21 protein-coding genes are annotated in these 23,469 nt (G+C 46.4%); 13 read left to right on the forward strand and 8 right to left on the reverse strand.

From position 1 onward, the window contains the following. Positions 1 to 270 precede the first annotated feature (270 nt). From JMX98_RS08725 to tsf, 9 genes are all read left to right on the forward strand, one after another. Positions 271 to 1,083, forward strand: coding sequence for a crotonase/enoyl-CoA hydratase family protein (locus JMX98_RS08725; protein ID WP_201585957.1), 813 nt, complete (start codon positions 271 to 273; stop codon positions 1,081 to 1,083). A gap of 254 nt (positions 1,084 to 1,337) precedes the next feature. Beyond that, a complete protein-coding gene (locus tag JMX98_RS08730) occupies positions 1,338 to 2,597 on the forward strand; it encodes a multidrug effflux MFS transporter (RefSeq protein ID WP_105244826.1) in 1,260 nt (419 codons plus the stop codon). Between the two features lie 325 nt (positions 2,598 to 2,922). Further along, complete coding sequence (locus JMX98_RS08735; RefSeq protein WP_201585959.1) at positions 2,923 to 3,795, forward strand: substrate-binding periplasmic protein; 873 nt, start codon at positions 2,923 to 2,925, stop codon at positions 3,793 to 3,795. A gap of 12 nt (positions 3,796 to 3,807) precedes the next feature. Further along, positions 3,808 to 6,036, forward strand: coding sequence for an ATP-binding protein (locus JMX98_RS08740; protein ID WP_201585961.1), 2,229 nt, complete (start codon positions 3,808 to 3,810; stop codon positions 6,034 to 6,036). A 59-nt stretch (positions 6,037 to 6,095) separates the two neighbouring features. Then, positions 6,096 to 6,458 (forward strand): response regulator, encoded by a 363-nt coding sequence (locus tag JMX98_RS08745; protein WP_075102026.1) that lies wholly within the window; start codon positions 6,096 to 6,098, stop codon positions 6,456 to 6,458. Positions 6,459 to 6,487: 29 nt separating this feature from the next. After that, positions 6,488 to 6,937 (forward strand): chemotaxis protein CheX, encoded by a 450-nt coding sequence (locus JMX98_RS08750; protein ID WP_201585963.1) that lies wholly within the window; start codon positions 6,488 to 6,490, stop codon positions 6,935 to 6,937. Between the two features lie 39 nt (positions 6,938 to 6,976). Continuing rightward, entirely contained in the window at positions 6,977 to 7,426 is a 450-nt protein-coding gene (locus tag JMX98_RS08755; RefSeq protein WP_201585964.1) for a chemotaxis protein CheX, read from the forward strand. A gap of 452 nt (positions 7,427 to 7,878) precedes the next feature. Then, positions 7,879 to 8,658 carry a 30S ribosomal protein S2 gene (gene rpsB / locus JMX98_RS08760; protein WP_100748923.1) on the forward strand — a complete coding sequence of 260 codons (780 nt, stop codon included), beginning with the start codon at positions 7,879 to 7,881 and terminating at the stop codon, positions 8,656 to 8,658. A gap of 428 nt (positions 8,659 to 9,086) precedes the next feature. Continuing rightward, positions 9,087 to 9,968 (forward strand): translation elongation factor Ts, encoded by an 882-nt coding sequence (tsf, locus tag JMX98_RS08765; protein WP_105244828.1) that lies wholly within the window; start codon positions 9,087 to 9,089, stop codon positions 9,966 to 9,968. Between the two features lie 134 nt (positions 9,969 to 10,102). Here the strand turns inward: tsf and JMX98_RS08770 are convergent, their stop codons facing one another. The 4 genes from JMX98_RS08770 to hflX all read right to left on the reverse strand — a co-directional run bounded on the left by JMX98_RS08770 (position 10,103) and on the right by hflX (position 14,498). Then, positions 10,103 to 10,930 carry a lytic transglycosylase domain-containing protein gene (locus JMX98_RS08770; protein WP_201585965.1) on the reverse strand — a complete coding sequence of 276 codons (828 nt, stop codon included), beginning with the start codon at positions 10,928 to 10,930 and terminating at the stop codon, positions 10,103 to 10,105. Between the two features lie 442 nt (positions 10,931 to 11,372). Then, positions 11,373 to 12,062, reverse strand: a complete 690-nt coding sequence (locus JMX98_RS08775) for an LrgB family protein (protein WP_201585966.1) — start codon at positions 12,060 to 12,062, stop codon at positions 11,373 to 11,375. Positions 12,063 to 12,099: 37 nt separating this feature from the next. Next, positions 12,100 to 12,534: a CidA/LrgA family protein gene (locus JMX98_RS08780; protein WP_201585967.1), complete on the reverse strand. Its 435-nt coding sequence runs from the start codon at positions 12,532 to 12,534 to the stop codon at positions 12,100 to 12,102. Positions 12,535 to 13,055: 521 nt separating this feature from the next. Then, the gene (gene hflX, locus JMX98_RS08785; RefSeq protein ID WP_201585974.1) at positions 13,056 to 14,498 is read right to left on the reverse strand and encodes a ribosome rescue GTPase HflX; all 1,443 of its coding nucleotides are present in this window, start codon (positions 14,496 to 14,498) and stop codon (positions 13,056 to 13,058) included. A gap of 381 nt (positions 14,499 to 14,879) precedes the next feature. Between hflX and JMX98_RS08790 the strand changes: the two genes are divergently transcribed. Further along, positions 14,880 to 15,680: a lysophospholipid acyltransferase family protein gene (locus JMX98_RS08790; protein WP_105244832.1), complete on the forward strand. Its 801-nt coding sequence runs from the start codon at positions 14,880 to 14,882 to the stop codon at positions 15,678 to 15,680. Between the two features lie 121 nt (positions 15,681 to 15,801). Here the strand turns inward: JMX98_RS08790 and JMX98_RS08795 are convergent, their stop codons facing one another. Together JMX98_RS08795 and fkpB are read right to left on the reverse strand one after the other, a co-directional pair. Then, positions 15,802 to 16,842 carry an aldo/keto reductase gene (locus JMX98_RS08795; protein WP_201585977.1) on the reverse strand — a complete coding sequence of 347 codons (1,041 nt, stop codon included), beginning with the start codon at positions 16,840 to 16,842 and terminating at the stop codon, positions 15,802 to 15,804. A gap of 63 nt (positions 16,843 to 16,905) precedes the next feature. Next, complete coding sequence (fkpB, locus tag JMX98_RS08800) at positions 16,906 to 17,403, reverse strand: FKBP-type peptidyl-prolyl cis-trans isomerase (RefSeq protein ID WP_201585979.1); 498 nt, start codon at positions 17,401 to 17,403, stop codon at positions 16,906 to 16,908. Positions 17,404 to 17,527: 124 nt separating this feature from the next. Here fkpB and JMX98_RS08805 point away from each other — a divergent pair, with 124 nt between their 5' ends. From JMX98_RS08805 to JMX98_RS08815, 3 genes are read left to right on the forward strand one after another with little or no spacing between them, the layout of a single operon-like run. Further along, positions 17,528 to 18,211, forward strand: coding sequence for a DUF1294 domain-containing protein (locus tag JMX98_RS08805; RefSeq protein WP_201585981.1), 684 nt, complete (start codon positions 17,528 to 17,530; stop codon positions 18,209 to 18,211). Positions 18,212 to 18,231: 20 nt separating this feature from the next. Further along, positions 18,232 to 19,023, forward strand: coding sequence for a hypothetical protein (locus JMX98_RS08810; RefSeq protein WP_201585983.1), 792 nt, complete (start codon positions 18,232 to 18,234; stop codon positions 19,021 to 19,023). A gap of 18 nt (positions 19,024 to 19,041) precedes the next feature. Next, positions 19,042 to 19,839 carry a Hint domain-containing protein gene (locus JMX98_RS08815; protein WP_201585984.1) on the forward strand — a complete coding sequence of 266 codons (798 nt, stop codon included), beginning with the start codon at positions 19,042 to 19,044 and terminating at the stop codon, positions 19,837 to 19,839. Between the two features lie 129 nt (positions 19,840 to 19,968). Here the strand turns inward: JMX98_RS08815 and lspA are convergent, their stop codons facing one another. Both lspA and ileS read right to left on the reverse strand, forming a co-directional pair. Continuing rightward, entirely contained in the window at positions 19,969 to 20,613 is a 645-nt protein-coding gene (lspA, locus tag JMX98_RS08820; protein ID WP_201585985.1) for a signal peptidase II, read from the reverse strand. Beyond that, a complete protein-coding gene (gene ileS, locus JMX98_RS08825; RefSeq protein ID WP_201585986.1) occupies positions 20,606 to 23,467 on the reverse strand; it encodes an isoleucine--tRNA ligase in 2,862 nt (953 codons plus the stop codon). The genes lspA and ileS overlap by 8 nt, the downstream gene beginning before the upstream one ends. Positions 23,468 to 23,469 lie beyond the last annotated feature (2 nt).

Here is a 23,469-nt window from a genome sequence, read left to right on the forward strand (position 1 = left end):
ATGTTGCCATGCTCGTATGGTCGATCCACCATAAAATAAATACCGTGCGACTGGGGGTGATTTTGCGCAGCATCTGTCTGCATCGCACAGCAAGCAAAGTTGATACCAGTCGCGCGCAAAAAATCACGTACTTCTTTTATGTAGGATTGACAATACAGTCTCGCTATAAAGTATCGTGGCAGTCAGTTATTGCTAAGGTAGGATATGGATAAGCCTGCTAACATTATCGCTATCAGTCTATCTTTTACCCATTCATAAATAAGGATCGTTATGAACGCCATTGCAACTTACCAATACGAAACGCTACAAGTGAGTGTCACTGATAATATACTCACTGTGACGCTAAATCGTCCGCACAAAAAAAACGCCATGAGTTTTCAAGTCATCGATGAGCTGATCGCTGTGGCAGGCCGAGTGAGCAAAGATAAGACGATACGAGCGGTCATCTTAAACGGTGCAGAAGGGACGTTTTGTGCCGGTATCGACTTGGGCGATTTAAACCATCCCAAAAACCAAGCCTTTGCCATTTGGGAGCTGATTAAGCCATGGCAAAGCTCGTTTCAACGTGTCTGCTTAATATGGCGTGATGTGCCAGTACCGGTCATCGCCGTCTTAGAGGGCTACTGTATTGGTGCTGGGTTACAGCTGGCATTGGCCTGTGATGTGCGTATTAGCCATCCAGATTGTCAGCTGTCTATTATGGAAGCCAAATGGGGGCTGGTACCAGATATGGGATTGACGCAATCCGCATTTGGCGTGGTACGAGAAGACGTTCTCAAAGAGCTGGCGATGACGGCGCGTATCATCAATGCTACTGACGGCAAAGAATTAGGATTAATCAGTCATTGTAGTGAGACGCCACTTGAGCAAGCACAGCAGCTGGCGGCTGAATTTGCCGAGCGCTCTCCTGACGCTGTGCTCGCCAGCAAACGCGTAATTAATGCCATGCATCATCAGCCTGCAACCACGCTCTATAAAGAAAAGATCTGGCAGATTAAGATGATGCTGGGCCGCAATCGCAAGCTGGCCCTTAGAAAAGCCAAGCAAGCAAGCACCACCTTTGCCAAGCGACAGTTTCGCTAGTCTTTTATAATGAGTCATAAATCATAAGGGTTTACATCAGAGGTAGAAAAATTTAGACAGAGTCTTATGCTTTATATTGATTGTTTTTAGTTGTTAAGTCGCGTGTTATGGCTATTGAAATACGAGTGGACAGCACGATATAACACTGTCCGCTTGCACAGATTTAGATAAAAATGCATTATTGTCGTTAAAAATATCTATTTCATGCATCTTACAAGCGCTTAAGTAATTATCAATATATAAACGGTCTAACTATGTCTGCCCCAAAATCCTCTCTTTCAAAGAAACCTATCACCGCTGAACGAGTACGTTCTGCTGATCTGCCTGTTGCGTGGATTATGATGCTGGGGTTGATAGTTGCGGTAGGACCGTTATCCATTGATATGTATCTGCCTGCGTTACCGTCAATGGCAGATGATTTTGGCGTATCTACCGCATTTATGGCCAACTCTGTGCCAGCGTATTTTGTGGGTTTGGTATTTGGTCAGTTGTTTTACGGCCCCTTTAGCGATCGCGTTGGTCGAGTCAAGCCGCTGTATATGGGCATGACGCTTTATGTGATTGCCTCTGTTATCTGCGCGACCACGGATAATGAGTATGTGTTGTTTGTCGGCCGTACCATGCAGGCTCTTGGTGCCTGCGTTGGGGCAGTGGTAACTCGAGCTGCGATTCGTGATCGGCTAACGGCTAAACAAACCGCAAAAGCTTTTTCGATTATGATTTTGGTGATGGGTCTGGCACCGATACTCGCGCCGTCTTTGGGCGCACTGTTTTTACAGTTTTTTAATTGGCACTCTATCTTTTGGTTTTTGGCCGCCTTTGGTGCTCTCAATCTATTACTGACGAAGTTTTTCTTTTTCGAGACATTGACCGAAGAAAATCGTAACGTACGCCCTGCCAGAGAAGTGCTGAGCCAGTATTGGGACTTGTTAAAAGATCCCAGCTTTAACTACCCTGCGATCGGTGGCGGACTGTTGATGGGTGCGATGTTTGTCTATATCAGCTCAGCTTCTGAATTAATCATGGACACTTATGGCGTCTCGGCCACGCATTTTGGCTGGTTGTTTGGGATGAATGCGGCAGGGTTTGTGGGTTTGACTCAGCTGAATCAGTGGTTGACCAATCGCTTTCGTATCTTGAGCATATTACGTTTCGGGGCGATGATGCAGGTGCTCTCTGCAGGCACGTTATTTTTTGTCGGTATATTTTTGGGGACCGATGCTTGGTTGCCACTGGTGCTGGCGTGTATTTTCTTTTGTATTGCAGGCTTGGGATTGACCCAGCCAAACGCCTCGGCGATTGCGCTGGCTTTTCAAAAGCAGCGTGCGGGTATGGCAAGCGCGCTGCAAGGCTCGCTGATGTTTTCAGTGGGTATTTTTGGTGGTTTATTATTAAATTTATTCCCTCTTAATCCAGTGTTAAAAATGGGTATTGCACTTTTTGTCCTGATGAGTTTGGGTGCGTTTTTAATCTGGCAGATAGATCGTAATTTAGACCTCGATGACGCAGAGTAGCGGCTGCAAGTTTTTGAGACACCCAATATTGGGTGTTTTTTTTGTCTTAATAAAAGGGTTCTGTTACATGAGCGCTACGCGTGGTTAATGCAGAGCCTGATGCTTTTATAAGACACGCCTTATAATGACTGAGGTGTCATGTTTAATCGTAGTTGATTGAAAATAAATAGTTTGTTGTTACCAAACAAATTTGTCAGAAATATTTCAATTAGAAAAAAATTAGTGTAGATTGTAACTTTATGTTTACAATGTAAGGTTTTTTGAAACTGACAGTTACCATACAGTGATGTTAAGACAACAAGCGTTGCAACTTTAAGGACAAAACATGATGCAGTTATATCGAGTATTACCAGTTATATTAAGCGTCGGTTTATTTGGATGTGGTAATTCTTCTACCACAGAAAATACCAACGCAGCTGGCACACCAGTGACAAAAAATGAAGACAGTTTTGTAAGTAACTTACCAGATACAGCACCAACACTAAAAGTAGCGACAACAGGTACGATGCCCCCTTTTTCATTGCAAGATGATTATGGAAACATGCAGGGTATTGATATTGACTCAATTCGTGCTATCGGTGAAGAGCAAGGGTTTAAAGTCGAGTTTTATAAAGAAACGTGGCAAAACATGTTTGATAGCGTGGAGTCAGGGAGGCGTGATTTGGCAATCTCTGGCATCTCCTATAAAGACGATCGAGCGGCAAGATACGGTTTATCAACGCCATACTTCTTTAATCCATCCTCTATTATGTATACCAAAAGTGATGTAGAAATTAATGACATACAGGATTTGCAGGGGATGCACGTGGCCGCTATGGAAGGCTCAAAGCAAGATGATCAGCTCCGAGCAATGGGTAAGTATAGTCAGATGTCTACTAGAGCAACGGCTTTTTTATTGTATGAAGATCTGATACAAGGCAACGTTGATGTAATTCTGCATGACTTGCCTATTTTGCAGTACACAGCGAAAAATCATCCAGAATACGACGTCACTATCGTTCCCTACGAGAGTGAAGACAACCCATCGGCGCAACAAGTCATACTGATGGCCAAAGGTAATAACGAGCTTATTAAAAATGTCAATGAAGGTATTACTAAGCTAAAAGAAAAAGGGACGTTTAAAGAGATTGAAGAAAAGTGGTTGGGTTCAACGGAGCCAGGCACCAACAGTGAACCGACTGCTACTCAAGCGAATTAAGGATTTTCAAACATGGCAACCACACCAAATATCGACAATAAGCGCTATCAAGGTCTGATCATCTCTATTGCACTGTTTTTATCACTCATCGGTGCCTTGCTAGCCTTTACCTTTTATACCTCCAGCCTGTTAGAAAGAAACACCGCTTTGATCGACCAGACCAACCAAGTCGCCAACAGTGCGCAGTCGGTCATCAAAGATCTTTTTGACTTAGATAACAGTTATGGTGAAGACACGAGCTCGCCGCATATTCAGCGGGTATTGAGCCGGTTAGAAGAAAACACAGCACTGATTACCAACTCTCTTTCTGCTATTGAGCAAGGCGGTAGAATTACTGACAGTACAGGCGAAAGCTATGATCTGCCAAAGGTTGATGATAGCGCCCAAGCCAATGTTGCAGCTGCCAAAGAACAATGGCAGGCGCTAGAGCCCAAGATTCAGACCTATCTAAAAGACGCTGATAATATCATGGTGCCGTCGGCAGATGACTTGACTCGAGCGGTTGAGCAAGCCAAAACCTCCAGTTTGCTGATCAACGACTCGCTAGATAATCTGACACGCGACGTATTTAGTAATGCAGAGCGCCAAGCCACCACCATTCGTCTGATTCAGGTGTTGGGTGTTGCGGCGATTTTTGCTTACTTTTTGATTTTCGTATTCTTCTTTGTGCGCCGCTTACGTGAGACCGATGCCGAAGCTGCTGCTGCGCGCCGCGAAACACAAGAAATCATGGAAACGGTCAATACTGGTCTATTCTTGCTAGATAAAGACTTAAAGATTGGTCAACAGCACTCTCGTGCCCTCAATGGCATCATCGGTGCTGACAATTTGGCAGGTGAGAACTTTACCAGTGTCTTACGTGGTCGTATCTCTGATAAAGACCTAAACACCACCAAGCAGTTTATCGAGCAGTTATACAACCCGCGCGTCAAAGAAAAGCTGGTGGATTCACTAAACCCTTTACATAAGGTCATGCTACACAACGCCGGTGAAAATAAAGGCGCTGATAGCCGCTTCTTGGATTTTAAATTCTCACGCGTTTATGACAAAAAAGACATCGCCCGTATTTTGGTCAACGTCAATGATGTCTCTGATGCCGTCTACCTAGAGCAGCGCTTAGAAAAAGAGCGCTCGCAAAACGACATGCAAATCGAGATGCTCACCACCATCTTAAATGTAAATCCTAAGATCATTAATGAGTTTATCGCCAACACTGATGCGCATATCAATAAGATGAACAACATCTTAAAAAATCCTGGTAGCTCACAATACGAGCTCGAAACCAAACTAAAAGCCATTTATCGCGAAATGCATAGTCTAAAAGGCGAAGCATCAGCGCTAAAACTGCACAGCTTTACCAAGATTGCCTCAGATGCCGAAGACAAGTTGCATGCCTTACAAAACCAAGGTCAGCTATCAGGTAATGACTTCTTGCCATTGGCGGTTCATCTAGATGACTTACTCAGCCTATCGAACACCATTGCTACGCTAGGTGAGCGGATCAATCGCTCGGAGCCTGCCGCTAGTAAACCCGCTACTACCTCTACCACCGCATTAAGTGATGCCGTGGCACAGCAAAGCAGGCCGCTTGCTGAGAGCACTGCACCCAAAAGCCAGCCAACCAGCTTATCGATTGGTAACATCAGTTTGGATGGCGGTCAAGATATCGATTTGAGTGATGATGCAGGTGAAGACCAGCTGTCTTTTTATCGAGATTTTGCCAAAGATATCGCTGCAAGACAGGGCAAGCAAGTACAGCTCAACAGCCATACATTGACCCAAGTCAATATCCCAGAGCATCTGGCCAAGCCCATCAAAGAGATTGGTATCCAGCTGCTACGAAATGCCGTGGTGCACGGTGTCGAGGCACCCAGCGTCCGTCATTCGCTCGGTAAAGAAACAGCAGGCAAGATTGATCTAGAAGTACAAGACAACGGTCAAGAGGTCATGCTCATCGTGCAGGACGACGGTCAAGGCATCGATTACGACAGTATCCGTCATAAATTGGTGGCAGAAAACCACGTCGATAATGAAGCAGCAAGTCAGCTGACGCATAGCGACCTGCTCAAGCAGCTGTTTTCTTCAGGTTTTTCTACCAAAGAAGACACTGATGAAGACGGTGGCCGCGGCGTGGGTTTGGATATCATCAAATCACTGGTCAAGGACTACGACGGCAAGCTGAATGTAAATAGTGAACGGGGCAAAATGACAAGATTTGTCATTACACTACCAAAAGCTTAATAAGAGAGGTTAGGCATATTGTGCACCACAACAATGTGCCTCATTACAGGTAATAGGTTATGCATAAATTAATGATTGTTGATGATTCTAATATCATTAGAAACCGTATTCAGCGTGCTTATGACTCAGGTGAGTTTATGCTGGTCGCTACTGCGACCAGTGGTGTGCAGGCGCTAGAGAAGTTTAATATCCATCGTCCTGATGTGATCACCATGGATCTGACCATGCCGCAAATGGATGGTCTGGAGTGTATCGAAAAAATCATCGCCACTGATCCTGATGTCCGTATTTTAGTCGTATCTGCCTTGTCTGATAAGGCCACGGGGATTGAGGCGCTATCGCTTGGTGCCAGTGGGTTTTTGTGCAAGCCGTTTTCAGAAGAAGAGCTTGTAGAGTCTTTGCACGAGCTGGTGCAAGATTAATACCATTCAACGACTTGAGTAATGTCTATATGAAAGAACAAAAGCTACAGATTTTTTTAAACATCATTAGCAATTATTTTGATCAGTTTGGTGGAGAAGAGCTCGTCGCTGACACGCCGTATTTGCTAGAAAACAAACAGCCCAAAGTACATGACTACACTGGTGTGATTGGTATCTCTGGTGGTCAAAAAGGCGTGGTGTATTTTTCGGCGACTCACAAGTTGTTGTCCTCGCTACTAGATAGCATGGGCGAGACTGATAAAAGTGATGCCAATTATATTGATCTAGCAGGCGAGGTTGCCAATACCATCGCAGGCAACGCCCGTACTGAGTTTGGCTCAGAGTTTCATATCTCGGTACCGTTTGTGTTTAAAGGAGCGCCCAAAAGTATCGTCCTACCAAACGATGAGCGTTCTTTTATTATCCCGATTACTTGGCATTCGCAAGTCGGTGAGATTGTGGTCTGTTTGCAGGACTGATGATCTCGCTATTACGTTTTAATACGGATGTTCGTTATTATGATTAAAGTAGAAAAATTGGGCGTATTTTTAAGTTCGATTAATGCGTTTTTTACGCAGATTGATGGGACAGAAGTAGACATCGATACGCCTTATTTAAATAACAATAAGACAGCGGTAGGCTATGACTACAGCGGCGTTATCAAAATCTCAGGTCCGCTACAAGGCTGCGTCTATGTCAGTGCGCCAAGCGCGATGCTGCGTGCGGTGGTTCAGGCGATGGGCGAGACCGATTCCTCTATTACGATGTTGAAGGACTTGCTCGGAGAGATGGCCAACACCATCTCTGGTAACGCTCGGACGGAGTTTGGGTCAGAGTTTATTATCTCGCCGCCGCATATCGTCGAGAGCGCGCCTGACGTGTCGTATCTACCCAAAGATCGGCAAAGCTATATCACGCCCTTTACCTGGCGTGGTCACAAGGCCGTCATCGGTATCTGCATCACTTAATGACAATTAACTGATCAACGACAATCAACTGATAGCGTCTCGTTTATCACTTTGCCTCAACGAAAAGCGACAAAAAAGCGATACAATGGTATCGCTTTTTTGTTGATACGACGATTTGAGGCGTGAGGCTCACGAGTTGTTAAATTGCGGTTTGTCCTCATAAAGCGCTGGAGGTTGTGAGGCGTTATATGATAGAATACGGCGCAGCTATTTCTATAATTTGCTTTATAGGAGGGGTTTGAGTTTTTTGCTAAAACCCGACATGGCTTCTTTTTTACACCAACCAATGACACACACATCATGGCAAAAAATTGCTGGGTGTTTGGCGACTTGATTAATTTGCAAGTTAGGTCAGTGCCATGATTATAGGCATGACCCACAGGCAGATGCGTGTTGCTAGATAGGCAGTTTTTGTGATGTGGAGGCATAACCCAACCAACAGGATATTTCACATGGCTACAAACAACCCAACCAAAATCGAAATGCGCGACTTACTACAAGCCGGCGCTCACTTTGGTCACCAAACACGTTTTTGGAACCCAAAAATGGGTCCTTATATCTTTGGTGCACGTAACAAAATTCATATCATCAACCTAGAGCACACCGTAAAAGCGTTCAACGAAGCGTTGACTTACGTAAACGGCCTAGCTGCCAAGAAAAACAAAGTATTGTTTGTTGGTACCAAACGTGCCGCTAGCGGTATTATCCGTGAGCAAGCCCAGCGCGCTGGCATGCCATACGTCGACCATCGCTGGTTGGGTGGTATGTTGACCAACTGGAAAACGCTACGTCAGTCAATCAGCCGTCTAAAAGAGCTTGAGAAGCAATCAGAAGACGGTACTTTTGCTAAGTTGACCAAGCGTGAAGCGCTTGAGCGTACTCGCGATATGGAAAAACTTGAGCGTTCACTAGGCGGTATCAAAGACATGGGCGGCCTACCTGACGCTATCTTTGTGGTAGACGTAGATCACGAAGCAATCGCTATCAAAGAAGCCAAAAACCTTGGTATCCCAGTAATCGGTATCGTTGATACCAACTCTAGCCCAGACAACGTTGACTACATCATTCCAGCTAACGATGATGCTATCCGTGCTGTGACTCTATACGTCACGTCTATGGCTGATGCGATCATCGCTGGTAAAGAATACGCACAGACTCAAGCGGGCGGCAAAGCTGAGCAAGCACCTGCCGAAGAAGCCAATGCAGAAGAAGCAGCAACGCCAGCTGAATAATTCGCTGCATTAAAAGTGTTACTTTGTAAGGATGTCTTGATAGCACCGCTAGCAGCGTCCATATAAAGTCATTAATGATAAGCTCGTAGTAGGCATGATGCAGTTTTACTCGTCATGCCTTGTTGTTAAATAATAGCGCTGAAACCATGGCTATTACATAACGTGATGAAATGATGGCTGTCAAACGCCCTCAATCAGTAACTGCTATTACATAAAGTATATTAAATACATGCTGATGACATGATCGTCATCTATCATAAACTGGCCAAACGAGTATTATCGTTTACTCCAGTGGGTAGAGTTGCTGGATGTCATGATTTGTTTTTATTAATAAGCAGATAATACGAGCGTTTTTCTTAAGTCATCAGCAGCCTTGAGAAAAATAGACATTAAGCCCTCCTATACATAACTATACTAAGGTGACTCTTATGACAGAAGTAAAAGTATCTGCCAAAATGGTAAAAGAATTGCGCGACCGTACTGGTCTTGGCATGATGGAATGTAAAAAAGCCCTACAAGAAGCCAATGGTGATGTTGAAGTTGCCATTGATAACTTGCGTAAGTCTGGTCAAGCAAAAGCGGCCAAAAAAGCAGGTAACATCGCAGCTGACGGCGCTATCATCATCGCTCAAGGCGACAATAAAGCGTTTTTATTAGAAGTAAACTGCCAAACTGACTTTGTGGCAAAAGACGCCAACTTTACTGCTTTTGCAGAGAAAGTAGCCAACATCGCGCTAGAAAATAACGTCACAGACGTTGCTGCTATTTCTGAGCTACCATATGGCGATGGCCAAACCGTTGAAGAAGCACGCGTGGCTTTGGTACAAAAAATCGGCGAAAACATTCAGGTGCGCCGTGTAGAAACCCTAGAAGGTGCCAACCTAGCATCATATCGCCACGGTCTACGTATCGGTGTTGTGGTATCGTATGAAGGCGGCAGCGAAGAGACTGGCAAAAACCTAGCGATGCATATCGCAGCGTTCAACCCTGTAGCGGTCGACGACGAAAGCGTTGATGCTGATGTATTGGCTCGCGAAAAAGACATCATCGAAGCCAAAGCCAAAGAGTCTGGCAAGCCTGACAACATCATTGAAAAAATGATCGAAGGTGGCCTACGTAAGTACCTAGACGAAGTCACTCTACTACGTCAGCCATACGTCATGGACAACGACAAAAAAGTTGGCGATGTCCTAAAAGCGGAAGGCGTAAAAGTACTAAGCTTCAAACGTCTAGAAGTGGGTGAAGGTATCGAGAAAAAGCAAGAAGACTTCGCAGCTGAAGTTGCAGCGGCTCAAGCGGCTAGCAAGTAATATCCAAGTAACATCTCTGTGCACTTGCACTGATGAGGACGGTTAAGCCCTTGGTTTTGCCGTCAGACACAAAAAAGCCCGTTACTCGATAACGGGCTTTTTTGTGTCTGAGTTTGACCAACTTTATGGACTTACTAGCGTAAGGCTTCGTAGGCAGATTTGATATAACTTGGGCTGTTGCTATTACTGCTCGTGCCATAGCTAACGTTTTGTAGCCCATTGTTTGTACTGTTCATATTGACTTGGTTGCTGGCATTGATACTGGCGCCAGACAGACCAGCGTCATTTTTGTATAAGCTATGATAACGGCTCATCACTCTTTTGACATAGTTACGCGTCTCTTTAAAAGGCGGGATGCCGCCGTATTTATCGACATTGCCCTCGCCTGCGTTATAGCCTGCCACAGCGTGCTCGACGTTGTTATTAAAACGGCGCATCAGCCAGGCGATGTATTTGGCTGAGCCTTCGATGTTGTCGGCAGGGTTCCAAGGATTGCCCACATTAAATCGCCGTGCGGTAGCAGGCATCAGCTGCATCAGCCCTTGAGCGCCGACTGGTGAGCGAGCATTTGGATTAAAAGCTGACTCAGTATGCATCATGGCTTTCATCAAGGCAGGATCGACGCCATGACGTGCTGCGGATGCGCGAATATAGCTATCATAGGCGTTGCGACTGGCACTACTACTCGCCGGACTGCTGCCATAGCCATTGCTGCTGCCGTCATACATCTTAGAGTCTTTATAGTAAGTGACTTTGACTTTTTTGGTGAACTTATCAAAGTTGCCACTGGGGCTAACGTTGGTCAAGAGCACCTGACCGCCTTGGTCTTTGTAGATATACATATTGCCTGCATAAGCACTCACGCTCAGGCTTGAGATAGCAAGGACACTGGCAATACCAGCGATGGCATTTAATAAAAACGGAGACAAACAGCGAGTCTTGATGGTAGTCGTATTTATCATAGAGATATCACTTTTTATCGAGTAGTCGCAAATGACTGTCGCTGATGAGTCGGCCAGCTTATAAAGGCAAGTGCTTGTTTTATCTGCCGTGTTTTGTCGCCAGCTACCTAGCAACAACCCTGACGTCTTCATGTTTTGTTAAAATCATTTGCAATAGATACAAAAAATAATAGTTGTTTACTATAACATATAATAACTTTTTGACGCATGGGATTGTCAAAATAATAAGAAAAAGTGAGCATTATTTTGTAAATAATACGAAATAAATCAATAAGCTATCATTTGCAGTGTACGCATGTCAGTGCCAGCTCAGCTGCCGCAAGGGCTGATGATGATAGTAAGTGGCTATGATAAGTGAGTAGGACCGGTGGGATAAGAGCAAGAAGATAAGAGCGGCCAATGCTTTGAGCTTGTCTTTAATTGATAAGAGGTCAGGGAGTTGCTATAACGCAACGGCACTAATGAATATCGGTACCCAAATCGCGGTCACCAGCCCATTGACTGCTAGTCCAAAGGCTGCATAGCGTCCGGCGGTATGACTGATCTGCCACGCTTCGACTGTACCAAAAGCGTGAGCGGCCAAGCCAAGTGCTAAGCCTTTGGCACGGTCATCATCGACACGGCCAAATAAAAAGCGCGCCAAACTACCCCCAAAGATACCTGAGACAATGATGATAAGGTTGGCCATCGCCAGCGGCGCTTTGATCAAATCCGCCACACTAAGACCGATAGGGGTGGTCACTGAGCGGGTGGCAAATGCCAGTACCGTCTCGTGACTGAGTGACAGCAGATAGGCGAGCGACATTGGCAGCAAAGCACCGACCACGCTTGCAATCATGACGATAAGGGTAAGTTTTTTGACAGGTAAGCCTTTAAAGTTCATGGCGGCGAGTGGCACTGCCAATAAAACCGTGACGTATCCTAAGAGATGGTCAAACACAGGCTTTGCGACGCTATAGTAGTGATTGTAGTCCCACTGCAGCACAAACAAAAACAGCAAAACCAGCGCTAAGGCCGTGATGACCATCGGTAGCCACGATAGCTTACGCGCTAAGATACGGGCAATGACATGGGCAACCAAGGTCAATAATATCGCCGCAAGGGTTGCTGTCAATACGCTATCAAAAGTCATAAGTCTGCCTTGTTCATTCAGCTGAGCGCTGCTTTTATTACTTGCTAGTGCTGCCGGTGTTGCCAGCTTGCGAGTCACTATCAGTGTCTTGATTGAGCCAGCGGTTAGCCAGCAATGCTAATCCCCAAAGCGGTATCAAGGTGCTGATCAGAATCGTCAGCATCACGCCCCACAGCTCGTCTCCTAAGGCAAATAACAATAAACCTGCACCAGCAGAAACGGGCAAAAAAGCAAAACCGCTATCAACCAATAACGTATTGCTGGCTTGAGTGAGCCAGATAGGTAGGCCTTTTAGCAAACGCCACGCCATCAATACCACAAACATCGCCACCAAACCGACGATATTGGCCGCTTTTTCGATACCCGCCCATTGACAGACCAGCACCGCTGTTTCACGGACAAAAATAACCATCGCTAATGTTAATATCAGCGCCAGCCATAGCGGTAGGTTGGAGGGGTGAGTGGACTTCATAAGCAGTTTTGGCCAAATCGGAGATGGGTAGGCGCAGCGATAACGGTTGGCGCATGGCTATGGCAGCTGCACCCTTATAAGTACATTGTGTCGTTATGGTATTTTGTATATGGCATATCGTATAGGCGATTATATAGAGAATCACGTAACTAATAAAGCCTATCGTCGTGACTAAATAAAAGAGAGGTAAGATAAAGAGATACACTGCATACATTCGCTAGACTGGTACAAACTTTTTTGCGTGCTGTGCTTGCGCCGACAGATGCTACGAAAAATTTACTTCAGTCTCGCTATATCCTTTTTTTATTGACCTGACTATAGGTATAACCGCCCTAGTATCATCGCGCTATTTTGTCTTATGGTATTAGGGAAGGTGGCTTTGAGAGAGACGGCTTTAAGCGAGGCGATAAAAAACAGACGATATCAGCGATACCGTCTGTGTGTAGGGCGTTGTCTGTAGGTATATCAAAGCGGTTTGCAAATAAAAGCTGAGCCGCCCGCCCGCCGTCTGCTCTTATAAGTTAAGAGTCAGGTAGGCTGCTTTTTTGAGGCGAGGACGCTGCTGTGTTTGTCTCAAACTCATCAAAGGCTTTTTCTTCGGCCGCAGTCAAGGTAGGCTCTACGTTCTCATCTGGCTTTTCAAACTCCTCAAGCGTCGGCATCAGTAGCGTCGCTTGCGCCAGCGGTAGGACATCTACAGGATCGAGATTGGCTTGTCCAAGCAGCTGTTTGAGCCGATCGCTTGGCAAGCGAATGGTTAGGCACTCGTGGCCTGTGTCATCGTAGCTTTCTTCTAAGATGACGCCTAGCTCATACAAGGTGTTTTTAAATTGACCTGCACCATAAGGCAATGTCAAATCAAAGGTGGTCAGTGCGCCAGTAAGCAGCTGCTGTACAGCAAGCGACAGCGCTTCTATTCCGAGGTTTTCTTTTGATGAGACGTAGACGCGGTTTGGCTGGCCTTCGCTGGCATAACCAATATGAGCAGGCTCGCCTGTGATATCAATTTTGTTATACACATTGAGCACGGGTACGTCGTTATCAATTTCGGCCAACACATTTTTTACCGCTTCGATTTGCTCGTGCATGTCTGCGCTAGAGGAGTCGATGACGTGTAGTAGTAAGTCCGCCTCTAGCGTCTCTTCTAGTGTCGCGTGAAACGACTCGACTAGCTCGTGCGGCAAATGACGCACAAAACCGACAGTATCGACCAGTACCACACGTCCCACGCCTTGCCAGTCAAGGCGACGTAGCGTCGGGTCGAGGGTAGCAAACAGCTGGTCGGCGGCATAGATGTTTTCGTCGACCAAGCGGTTAAATAAGGTAGATTTACCAGCGTTGGTATAGCCGACTAGCGAGATGGTCGGTACGTCAGATTTTTGTCGACGGGCGCGGCCTTGTGCGCGGGTTTGCCGGACTTTTTCAAGCTTAGATTTGAGCTGGTTGACTCGCGTTTGTAGTAAGCGGCGATCGGTCTCAAGCTGGGTCTCACCCGGCCCGCGCAGACCGATACCGCCTTTTTGCCGCTCCAAATGCGTCCAACCACGTACCAGCCGTGTCGATAAATGGTTGAGCTGCGCCAGCTCCACTTGTAGCTTGCCCTCATAAGTACGGGCGCGCTGAGCAAAAATATCCAAAATCAGTCCGGTGCGATCTAGCACGCGGCATTTGACCACCGACTCGATATTACGCTCCTGCGAGGGCGATAAGCTGTGATTAAAAAGAACGATGTCGGCGTCGTGCTCACGCACTAGCTCTGCAATCTCCTCTGCTTTGCCGCTACCCACAAAAAACTTGGCATCTGGCTTTAAACGTGAGCCTGTCACCAATGCCAAACGATCAGCACCTGCTGAGTCTGCCAATAGCTCAAACTCGCTAAGATCGTCAGGGTCTTGGATTTGACGAATGTCTAAATGTACAATGATGGCACGCTCGCCACCTTCATGTCTTTCAAAATAATCCAAAGAATATCACCTATTTAATAAAGTAAATAAATCGCTACCATTTGTCTGTCAACTATTGAGGCGGCGTTCATATGACCTTTTATATGTGGTCTTATCTGTTGATATTAAAGCGTAACGGCACAATTAGCGATAGATTTATGTTACACAGGTTTTTGTTTCCTAGCGCGGAGGACGGCTGGTAAGTTAGCGCGTTTATAAGCGGCTTTATTGCGCGTTTGTATAAAACTTTGTATAAAACTTTGTATAAAACTTTGTATAAAACTTTGTATAAAACTCGGCACTGACTCAGTGAACAGGCTATCACTGAGGCGCATAACTTTGCTATACTTAGCTCGTTTTTTTGTTGATATAAACAGCAGTTATTTAATCATGAGGGCGAAAATGAGCCAAGCTAAGTCAAAATTTTCACTCAGACAACAGCTAGGACGCGGCAAGCAAATCGCTGGTATGACCACAACGATGGTCGGTGGACTGCGAGCCGCTCAGCGTCTTGGTGCCTTTAAGCAGCCGCCACGCGAAAAGCTACCCCGTTATATTCAGGCGTTTTGTCGTAAGATGGCAGGCTCTTTTGGTGTCAAAGTCATCGAGGTCGAGCCAGTACAGCAGCATCATGGTCTGTGGGTGTCCAATCATGTGTCATGGATGGATATCCCTGTCGTGGGAACGGTAAGCCCCGCTTTTTTCTTATCCAAGGCGGAGATTGGTGAGTGGCCTGTGTTTGGTAAATTAGCGCATGCTGCCGGCACGCTCTTTATTGAGCGCGGCTCCGGTGATGCAGGCTCAGTGGCCACGCAGATTGCTGAGTTTTTGACCAAAGGGTTTTCGGTTATCTTCTTCCCTGAAGCGACTACTACTGATGGCAAAAAGGTCAAGCGTATCCATGGTACCCTGCTACAAGCTGCGATAGACGCAGATGTCCCTATACGACCGATCCTTATCGCTTATGTTGACAAAGACGGAGCGCTCAGTGAGGCATTGCCGTATTATGGCAAGATTACCATGAAAGAGAGCTTAAAAAAGGTGCTAGATAGTAAGGATGTGACGGCCTATGTGCTACCATTAGAGCCGATAGACCCTAAAGGCTATAGCAAAAGCGAACTGACTGACTTGCTGCAAAGAAAAATGCAAGAAGGATTGGCCGATCTGCATGCGCGGGTACTGAGTGTGCCGCCTAGTCAATAATCAGCTGAGCTATACAGTCAAATGAAAAGTCGCTGAATAAAAAAGGCGCCAATCGTAGCAATATTTACCGCGATTGGCGTCTTTTTTCGTGTTTTGTCAGTGACACATTGGGCGCCGCTTATTAAGGTGACGGATTGGGCTGGCGCGTGTGCACTGCTTCAATGGCCTCCAATACATCGTCAGTGAGTGTCAGATCAATGCTATCGATATTGGATTTTAACTGCGTAAGTGTGGTCGCGCCAATGATGTTGCTTGTGACAAAGGGGCGCGAATTGACAAAGGCCAGCGCCATCTGCGCCATATCTAGTCCGGCATCGCTGGCAATCTTAGCGTATTGCTCAGTGGCTGCTAGCGCTTGCTCATTAATATATCTTTGGAATCTATCATACATGGTCAGGCGCGCGCCAGCTGGGCGTTTGCCGTCCAAGTACTTACCTGATAGTACGCCAAACCCAAGCGGCGAGTAAGCAAGCAAGCCGACGTTTTCACGATGGGCAATCTCCGCCATGCCGACTTCATAGAGGCGGTTTAGGAGGCTATACGGGTTTTGCACCGTCAGCGGCGCGATTAGACCGTTTTTGTCCGCCTCCCACAGATAGCGCATCAGTCCCCACGCGGTATCATTCGACAGCCCATAAGCACGAATACGGCCTTTTTTAATCTCATCATTCAGCGCTTGGATGGTCTCCAAAAATGGCGTTAAGTCATCAAGCGATTGCGCTGACATCTCGCTGTCATAGCCGCGCTGCCCAAAGAAGTTGGCTTGTCGCTCGGGCCAATGCAGCTGATAAATATCGATATAATCGGTTTGTAGACGCTCAAGGTTACTATCGATAGCGCTGCTAATTTGCTCAGCATTAAAGCGCGTTTTACCGTCACGCAAAAAGCTCAGGGGTGACATTTTACTGGCCAAAATGACCTTGTCACGCTGCTGGGTCTTGGCAAACCAAGTACCGATATAACGCTCGGTATCGCCTTGCTTGTCTTTATCTGGTGGTGATGGGTACATCTCTGCTGTATCCCAAAAGTTGACGCCTTCGCTCAGTGCCATATCCATCTGGGAGTGTGCCTCAGCCTCGGTGTTTTGCTGCGCCCATGTCATAGTGCCCAGACAGATTTTAGAAACCTGCTCATCGAGTTGCGGCAACGTTGTATATTGCATGTCAGTCTCCTTGTGGACTTTGATTTTAGGGTTGAGCATTGAGTATTGAGCGTGGTCAGGGCATTACATGATTTGGATGCCAGTCACCCCAGGCGGGGTTACTTTAAAGACTTTGACCTTAAACAATACCGATTGGCCGGCCAGCGGATGGTTAAAATCGACCTCAATCTCATCCTCATTAATCGCGCTAATAATACCGGGTAAGGTATTTTTGCCTTTATCCTCAAACTCAACCATCATGCCGACTTCTGGATGATCGGCGATAAGAGCAAACTGCGGGCGGCTAAAGTGCTGAACGTTGTCAGGGTTCCACTCACCAAATGCCTGCTCTGGCTCAAGGTGAGCTGTGCGCGTGTCGCCTGCGCGTAGATTCATAAGTACTTGCTCAAACCCTGGCAACAAGCTTTCATCGCCGACAGTCAGCGTCACTGGTGCCTCACGGCCAAAGGTGGAGTCAATCACCGTGCCGTTTTCTAATGAAACTTCAAAGTGTAGGCTAACAAGGCTACCAAAGGCGATGCGCGTGTCTTCGTTGGGGTTGATAAATTGTGATTCAGTCATAATCAAAAGCCAGTTGTCGTAAATATAATAGAGAAATGATAAGTCATTTTGCTGGGTGTGTAAGCGCAAATAGTGTAACGCAAATGGTGTAATATATCTGCCATATCTTAAATAGGGCAGAATTATGGCAAGTCAAGCACCCAGCAAACAACAGGGACACGTGCATAAATGGCAAGACGACAAAGGTTTTGGTTTTATTGAAACATCAAGCGGGGCGTCGCTGTTTTTTCACATTAGTGAGTTTAGAGCGCAGCGCCGTCCTGAGGTTGGTGAAGCGGTGGTCTTTGATGTCGGACAAGATAGCCAAGGTCGCCTGCAAGCCAGAAAAGTCCAAGAGCTGAGCTTTGTCCAACAAAAAATGGCAGAAAAAAACCGCCAAATCCGTCAGCGTAATCGCAAACGTAATGCCCAAGCAGAATTTGCAGCAGGGCAAAAGAAACGCTTGTTTATTGGTATTGGTTTTTATGGGGTTTTAATTTTATTGACGGCAACTCAAAAGCTCAGTTGGCTGGTGGTGGCTTGGTACGCTGTGCTAGGCATCGTCACTTATATTACTTATGCCAAAGACAAAGCCGCTGCCCAAAATGGCGATTGGCGCACGCCTGAGTCCACACTGCACGTGCTGAGCGCACTTGGCGGCTGGGTAGGGGCGTTATTGGCTCAGACGTATCTGCGTCATAAGTCGCAAAAGGCAGAATTTCGCATGACCTATTATATGACCGTTGTCATTAATATGGCAGGGTTGTTGTTTTTATTGGTGGATGGTGGGTTAGAGACTTTGACTGATTTATTATCAGAGTTGCTATAAATGAGAACTAAGACACACATATGGATAACGTGATTATGAATACGTCAGGCTTCGTTGGTGGCACACTGGTACATACTGAAAAAGGATTAGTACCGATCAAAGATATTAAAGTCGGCGATATGGTTTTATCTAAAGATCAACATAACGTGGAAGGTGAGCTAGTCTATAAGCCCGTACTTCGTACTATAATTACTGAAGATGTACCTGTGTTTTTTGCTACCTTTACACCTGAGTCTGTAGACGACTTACCATTCGAACAACTAACTGATCATAACCTTTATGTGGATTTGTTATGTACCGCAAACCATCCGTTTTGGGTGAGAGATATAGGATGGAAAACTGCTGCAGAGTTGAGTAGAGGTAACATTACTGTTTTAAAAAATAACGAATCTGCATTCTTTGAAGGAGGTAGTGAAGAAGGGGGAATTGAAGTTGTATTCAAAACTGATAAAAATGCGGTTGGTTTTATTCCTAATTTTTATGATCAATCAAACAACGGACGATTTGTTGACTTAGAAACAGGGCGTACTTTATATTTTGGAAGTTATGCCCCAGTATTTGAAAAGCTTTTCGTGGAAGATTCGGGATGGAAACAACGCTTATTAGAGCAAACCCCAGTAGAGTTAAGAGACAATGCCGAGTTTTATAACTTCCGTACAGGCTTTTGGCAGGATGATGCAGGTATCGACTGGGCAGAGGGGGAAGGGCCAGTTACCACTATGGTATATAACATTGAGGTAGCAGATACTCATACTTACTTTGTCGGTGAGCAGGGGTTGTGGGTGAATGGCGATAATCCTGACAAGACATAATTTTGGCGAATGAATAATATGAATAAAGATTTTTCAGGTTTCACTGCTGGCACTTTAGTACATACAGAAACAGGACTAGTACCAATAGAGCAACTAAAAATTGGCGATAAAGTACTTTCAAAAGCAGCTAATGGTTTAGGTGAACTGATATATAAAGCAGTAACGAATACTATGGTTACTGAAAGTGTATTGGTGAAGCTATTAGAATTATCGATTGCAATTGATTCTTCATTACCCATGAAAAAACAAATTGAACTTCAGAGGTTAGTCGATGATCAACCTTCAACTCGATTATTGATAACAGAGAATCATCCATTATGGGTATATGACAAGCAATGGATAAATGCTAAAGAGGTAAAATCTCAAGATATTTTAATTAACAAAGACTTGATTAAATATTCGGCTGAGTCTGGCAATAATTCCTATGACACTACATCATTAAGACAAATTTATAGAACGGATAGATCGAATATTGGTTTCGTACCAAAATTCGATGAAGACATTCCTGCTCAATATGGCAGTCTAATTGATTTAACAACAGGCGAGGAGCTTCAGAATAGCGTCACTTATCAAGCAGTGACAGACAAGTTATATGAGCATGATGAGGAGTGGAAACAACGTCTATTAGAACAAACACCTAAAGATAAACGTGAACATGCTGAGTTCTTTGGTTTTCGTCAAGGTGAATGGAAAGATCCTGATACTATAGATTGGGTAGAGGGCGAAGGTCCTCTTACTATGACGGTATATAACATTGAGGTAGCAGATACTCATACTTATTTTGTCGGTGAGCAGGGGTTGTGGGTGCATGAATAGAGATTGTGCAGATAGGTCAAATTAACATACATATTCAATCGTCAAAAATAGACAAAAAAAGGTGGGTTATGACTGCGTAACCCACCTTTTTAATTTATCAATTAAATTAATATCTCTAACTATAGACGGTTATGACCGTGGCATTTCACGCTTCCTTTCCAAAAACAGCATATCGATGACAATCAGTACAACACCGAGAGAAATCCCAATATCTGCAATATTAAAAATGGGATAATGCCAAACATCAGCATAGTGCACATGGATAAAGTCAATCACATGACCATGTAGTAAGCGGTCGATTAAATTACCAAGCGCACCGCCTAGTACCATGGCAAGTCCAAGCGAGAGTAACGTGGCTTTGCGAGGTGCTTTGAGTAAATAGATGATCAGAAACAGTGACATGAGTAATGCCAGTCCTGAAAAAAACCACTTCTGCCAACCGCCAGCATCTGCCAAAAAGCTAAATGCTGCGCCGTAATTATAAGCAAGTGTCCAGTTGAGAAATGGCTCGATCACTGGCACAGGCTCAAGAAAATTGAGCGTGGTCTCAGCCAGCCATTTGCTCCACTGGTCGATGATGATCACCACCAGCGATAACGCATACCACATAAAGGCGCGACTGCCATTGGCGACCATCTTAGGGGCCTTAGTTAGGCGACCTCTAGGCGTCGATGAGCTGCCAGTGGTTGCATGTGCAGGCTTGGGGGAGCCGTCGGCCTCAACCTGCGGCGACTTGTGAGGTGAGTCTGACGGGTTAGGCGCAGAATTAGGCATAGTGGCGCACCTCGCCTGTACCGCTCACGTTGGTCACGCAGCGCGCGCATAGCTCAGGATGGGCGCTATCGACGCCGATGTCATCACGGATATGCCAGCAGCGTACGCACTTGGTACCTGTGGCTGCACTCACTTTGACCTGCAAGTCGCTTGACTCATCGGCATGGCTCTCTGCTGATACTGAGCCAGTATCCGCGCTCTGAGTAGGGGCTTCACTCATCGGCTGCAGGGTCGCGCTACTGGTAATCAAGACAAAACGTAGCTCTTCGCCAAGCTTGGCCAAGCTCTCTTGCATCGCGCCGCTGGCATACAGATCGACGCCCGCTGATAAGTTGGCATTGATGATTTTTTCGCCGCGCGCTGTTTCGATATGTTTGTTGACGATGTCTTTGGCCTGCATGATGCGTTGCCAGTCGTCGCTTGTGATGGCGCTCAGCTCAAATGCTGGGAAGGTGTACCACGCTTGGGTAAACACATAACCTGCGTCTTGTCCGTTTTTGCCTTCTAGTACTTCCCACGCTTCTTGGGCCGTAAAGGACAAGATAGGCGTGATCCAGCGAATCAGCGCATGAGCGATATGATAAATCGCCGTCTGGGCAGAGCGGCGCGGCTGTCCATCAGTCTGAGTGGTGTACTGGCGATCTTTAATGATATCTAAATAAAAGCTGCCCAAGTCTTGCGAGCAAAACGCGGTGACGTGCTGGGTGACTTGGTGAAAGTCCATCACATCATAAGCGCTGATGATTTGTGCTTGCACGGTTTGCGCGCGCTCAATGATGAATTTATCAAGGCTGACCAGCTCATCCATCGGTACGCTGTTGGTCGCTGGATCAAAGTCATCAGTATTGGCAAGCAAAAAGCGCAAGGTGTTACGGATACGGCGGTACATGTCGATCGCGCCCTTAAACACAGTCTTACCCGCGCTCATCTCATAACGATAATCACTTGAGGCAATCCATAAGCGCAGCATGTCCGCGCCCGTTTTGTTGATCTCGTCTTGCGGGGTGATGATGTTGCCAAGCGACTTACTCATCTTGCGGCCGTTTTCATCTACCACAAAACCATGGGTCAATACTTGCTTAAATGGTGGACGCTCGTACATCGCCTCTGAGGTCAGCAAGGAAGTCTGGAACCAGCCGCGATGCTGATCTGAGCCTTCTAAATACATATCCGCTGGATTGGTCAGCTCATCGCGCTGACCAAGTACAGCAAAATGCGTGGTCCCTGAGTCAAACCACACGTCTAGCGTGTCGGTCGCTTTGTCATAGTCAGCAGCCTCATCACCCAAAAAGTCCTCACAGCTGGCATCAAACCACGCTTCCACGCCGCCATCAGCGATTTTTTGTGCCGCCGCTTCCATCAGCTCCAGCGTGTTTGGATGCAGCTCACCGGTTTCTTTATGCGTAAAGAAAGTGATTGGCACGCCCCAAGTACGCTGGCGTGAGATACACCAGTCAGGACGGTCAGTCATCATCGCCTCGATGCGGTTTTGTCCCCAAGCGGGCGTCCATTTGACCGTTGGAATATCAGCAAGCGCTCGCTCGCGTAAGCCTTTGGCTTCCATATTGATAAACCACTGCGGGGTGGCGCGGAAGATAATCGGCGACTTGTGACGCCAGCAATGCGGGTAACTGTGCTCGATTTTGGTATGGCTGACGAGGTGGCCGTTTTCGTGCAAGGCGGCGATGATTTTTGGGTTGGCTTTATAGATATGCTCTCCGGCAAATACCGCAGCGCTGTCTAAATACACACCCGTACCGCCCACAGGGTTTTCTACAGGTAGGTTGTATTTTAGGCCGACGATATAATCGTCAAGACCATGACCCGGCGCGGTATGGACGAGGCCTGTACCGCTATCGGTGGTGACGTGATCGCCTAGGATAAGCGGCACTTGACGCCCTTCAATCAATGGATGCTGGGCGTGCAGACCTTCAAGCTCCTTACCTGAAACGGTCGCCAAGATACCTTTGTGGTCAAGCTTTAGCTCGGTCAGCGCGGTTTCGATCAAGTCTGTCGCCAATAAAAAATGGCCTTTGTCTGTTGCCACCACGCTATAGTCGTGCTCAGGATGCACGGCAATGGCTTGGTTGGCAGGCAGCGTCCATGGCGTCGTCGTCCAAATGATGGCAGCAATACTGCCGTCGATGCCATTTAGCGCCTCTACCTTGTCGGTATCCACTATATCAAAGCTGACGTAGATGGCGTCAGAGACTTTGTCTTGGTATTCTACTTCGGCTTCGGCGAGGGCAGAGCTACAGTCCAAGCACCAGTTCACAGGCTTCATACCGCGAGTTACGTGACCATTGTCATAGATTTTTGCAAGTGCACGGACGATATTGGCTTCCTGCGCAAAGTTCATGGTGAGATAGGGGTTGTCCCAATCACCAAACACGCCCAGACGTTTAAAGTCGGCTTTTTGTAGCTCGATCTGGGTGCGGGCATACTCGCGGCACAGACCACGAAACTCAGTGGCCGAGACTTTTTGACCGACTTTGCCGACCTTTGCTTCGACTTTTTGTTCGATAGGTAGGCCATGACAATCCCAACCAGGAACATAAGGCGCATCAAACCCCGACAGCGTTTTTGACTTAACGATGATATCTTTTAAAACCTTATTGACCGCATGACCTAAGTGAATCTGACCGTTGGCATAAGGAGGGCCATCATGCAAAATATACTTTGGCGCACCTGTGCGCGCCTGACGAATTTTGCCATAGACATCATCGGCTTCCCACGCCGCTAGCCAGTCAGGCTCGCGTTTGGCGAGGTTTGCACGCATGGCAAACGGGGTGTCGGCGAGGTTTAGTGTATCTTTATAATCGTGGCTTGGGGTGTCGGTGCTTTTGTCAGTCATAA

Source organism: Psychrobacter sp. HII-4 (assembly GCF_904846595.1).
Taxonomy (GTDB): Bacteria; Pseudomonadota; Gammaproteobacteria; order Pseudomonadales; family Moraxellaceae; genus Psychrobacter; species Psychrobacter celer.

Bases quoted from the DNA above. Each gene is read 5' to 3' on its own strand.
- JMX98_RS08750 (WP_201585963.1), top strand. From the start codon at position 6,488: ATGAAAGAACAAAAGCTACAGATTTTTTTAAACATCATTAGCAATTAT.
- JMX98_RS08805 (WP_201585981.1), top strand. From the start codon at position 17,528: ATGGCAAGTCAAGCACCCAGCAAACAACAGGGACACGTGCATAAATGG.
- rpsB (WP_100748923.1), top strand. From the start codon at position 7,879: ATGGCTACAAACAACCCAACCAAAATCGAAATGCGCGACTTACTACAA.
- fkpB (WP_201585979.1), bottom strand. From the start codon at position 17,403: ATGACTGAATCACAATTTATCAACCCCAACGAAGACACGCGCATCGCC.
- JMX98_RS08770 (WP_201585965.1), bottom strand. From the start codon at position 10,930: ATGATAAATACGACTACCATCAAGACTCGCTGTTTGTCTCCGTTTTTA.
- JMX98_RS08745 (WP_075102026.1), top strand. From the start codon at position 6,096: ATGCATAAATTAATGATTGTTGATGATTCTAATATCATTAGAAACCGT.
- JMX98_RS08780 (WP_201585967.1), bottom strand. From the start codon at position 12,534: ATGAAGTCCACTCACCCCTCCAACCTACCGCTATGGCTGGCGCTGATA.
- JMX98_RS08810 (WP_201585983.1), top strand. From the start codon at position 18,232: ATGGATAACGTGATTATGAATACGTCAGGCTTCGTTGGTGGCACACTG.
- JMX98_RS08795 (WP_201585977.1), bottom strand. From the start codon at position 16,842: ATGCAATATACAACGTTGCCGCAACTCGATGAGCAGGTTTCTAAAATC.
- lspA (WP_201585985.1), bottom strand. From the start codon at position 20,613: ATGCCTAATTCTGCGCCTAACCCGTCAGACTCACCTCACAAGTCGCCG.
- JMX98_RS08755 (WP_201585964.1), top strand. From the start codon at position 6,977: ATGATTAAAGTAGAAAAATTGGGCGTATTTTTAAGTTCGATTAATGCG.
- JMX98_RS08725 (WP_201585957.1), top strand. From the start codon at position 271: ATGAACGCCATTGCAACTTACCAATACGAAACGCTACAAGTGAGTGTC.
- JMX98_RS08740 (WP_201585961.1), top strand. From the start codon at position 3,808: ATGGCAACCACACCAAATATCGACAATAAGCGCTATCAAGGTCTGATC.
- JMX98_RS08775 (WP_201585966.1), bottom strand. From the start codon at position 12,062: ATGACTTTTGATAGCGTATTGACAGCAACCCTTGCGGCGATATTATTG.
- tsf (WP_105244828.1), top strand. From the start codon at position 9,087: ATGACAGAAGTAAAAGTATCTGCCAAAATGGTAAAAGAATTGCGCGAC.
- JMX98_RS08790 (WP_105244832.1), top strand. From the start codon at position 14,880: ATGAGCCAAGCTAAGTCAAAATTTTCACTCAGACAACAGCTAGGACGC.
- ileS (WP_201585986.1), bottom strand. From the start codon at position 23,467: ATGACTGACAAAAGCACCGACACCCCAAGCCACGATTATAAAGATACA.
- JMX98_RS08815 (WP_201585984.1), top strand. From the start codon at position 19,042: ATGAATAAAGATTTTTCAGGTTTCACTGCTGGCACTTTAGTACATACA.
- JMX98_RS08730 (WP_105244826.1), top strand. From the start codon at position 1,338: ATGTCTGCCCCAAAATCCTCTCTTTCAAAGAAACCTATCACCGCTGAA.
- JMX98_RS08735 (WP_201585959.1), top strand. From the start codon at position 2,923: ATGATGCAGTTATATCGAGTATTACCAGTTATATTAAGCGTCGGTTTA.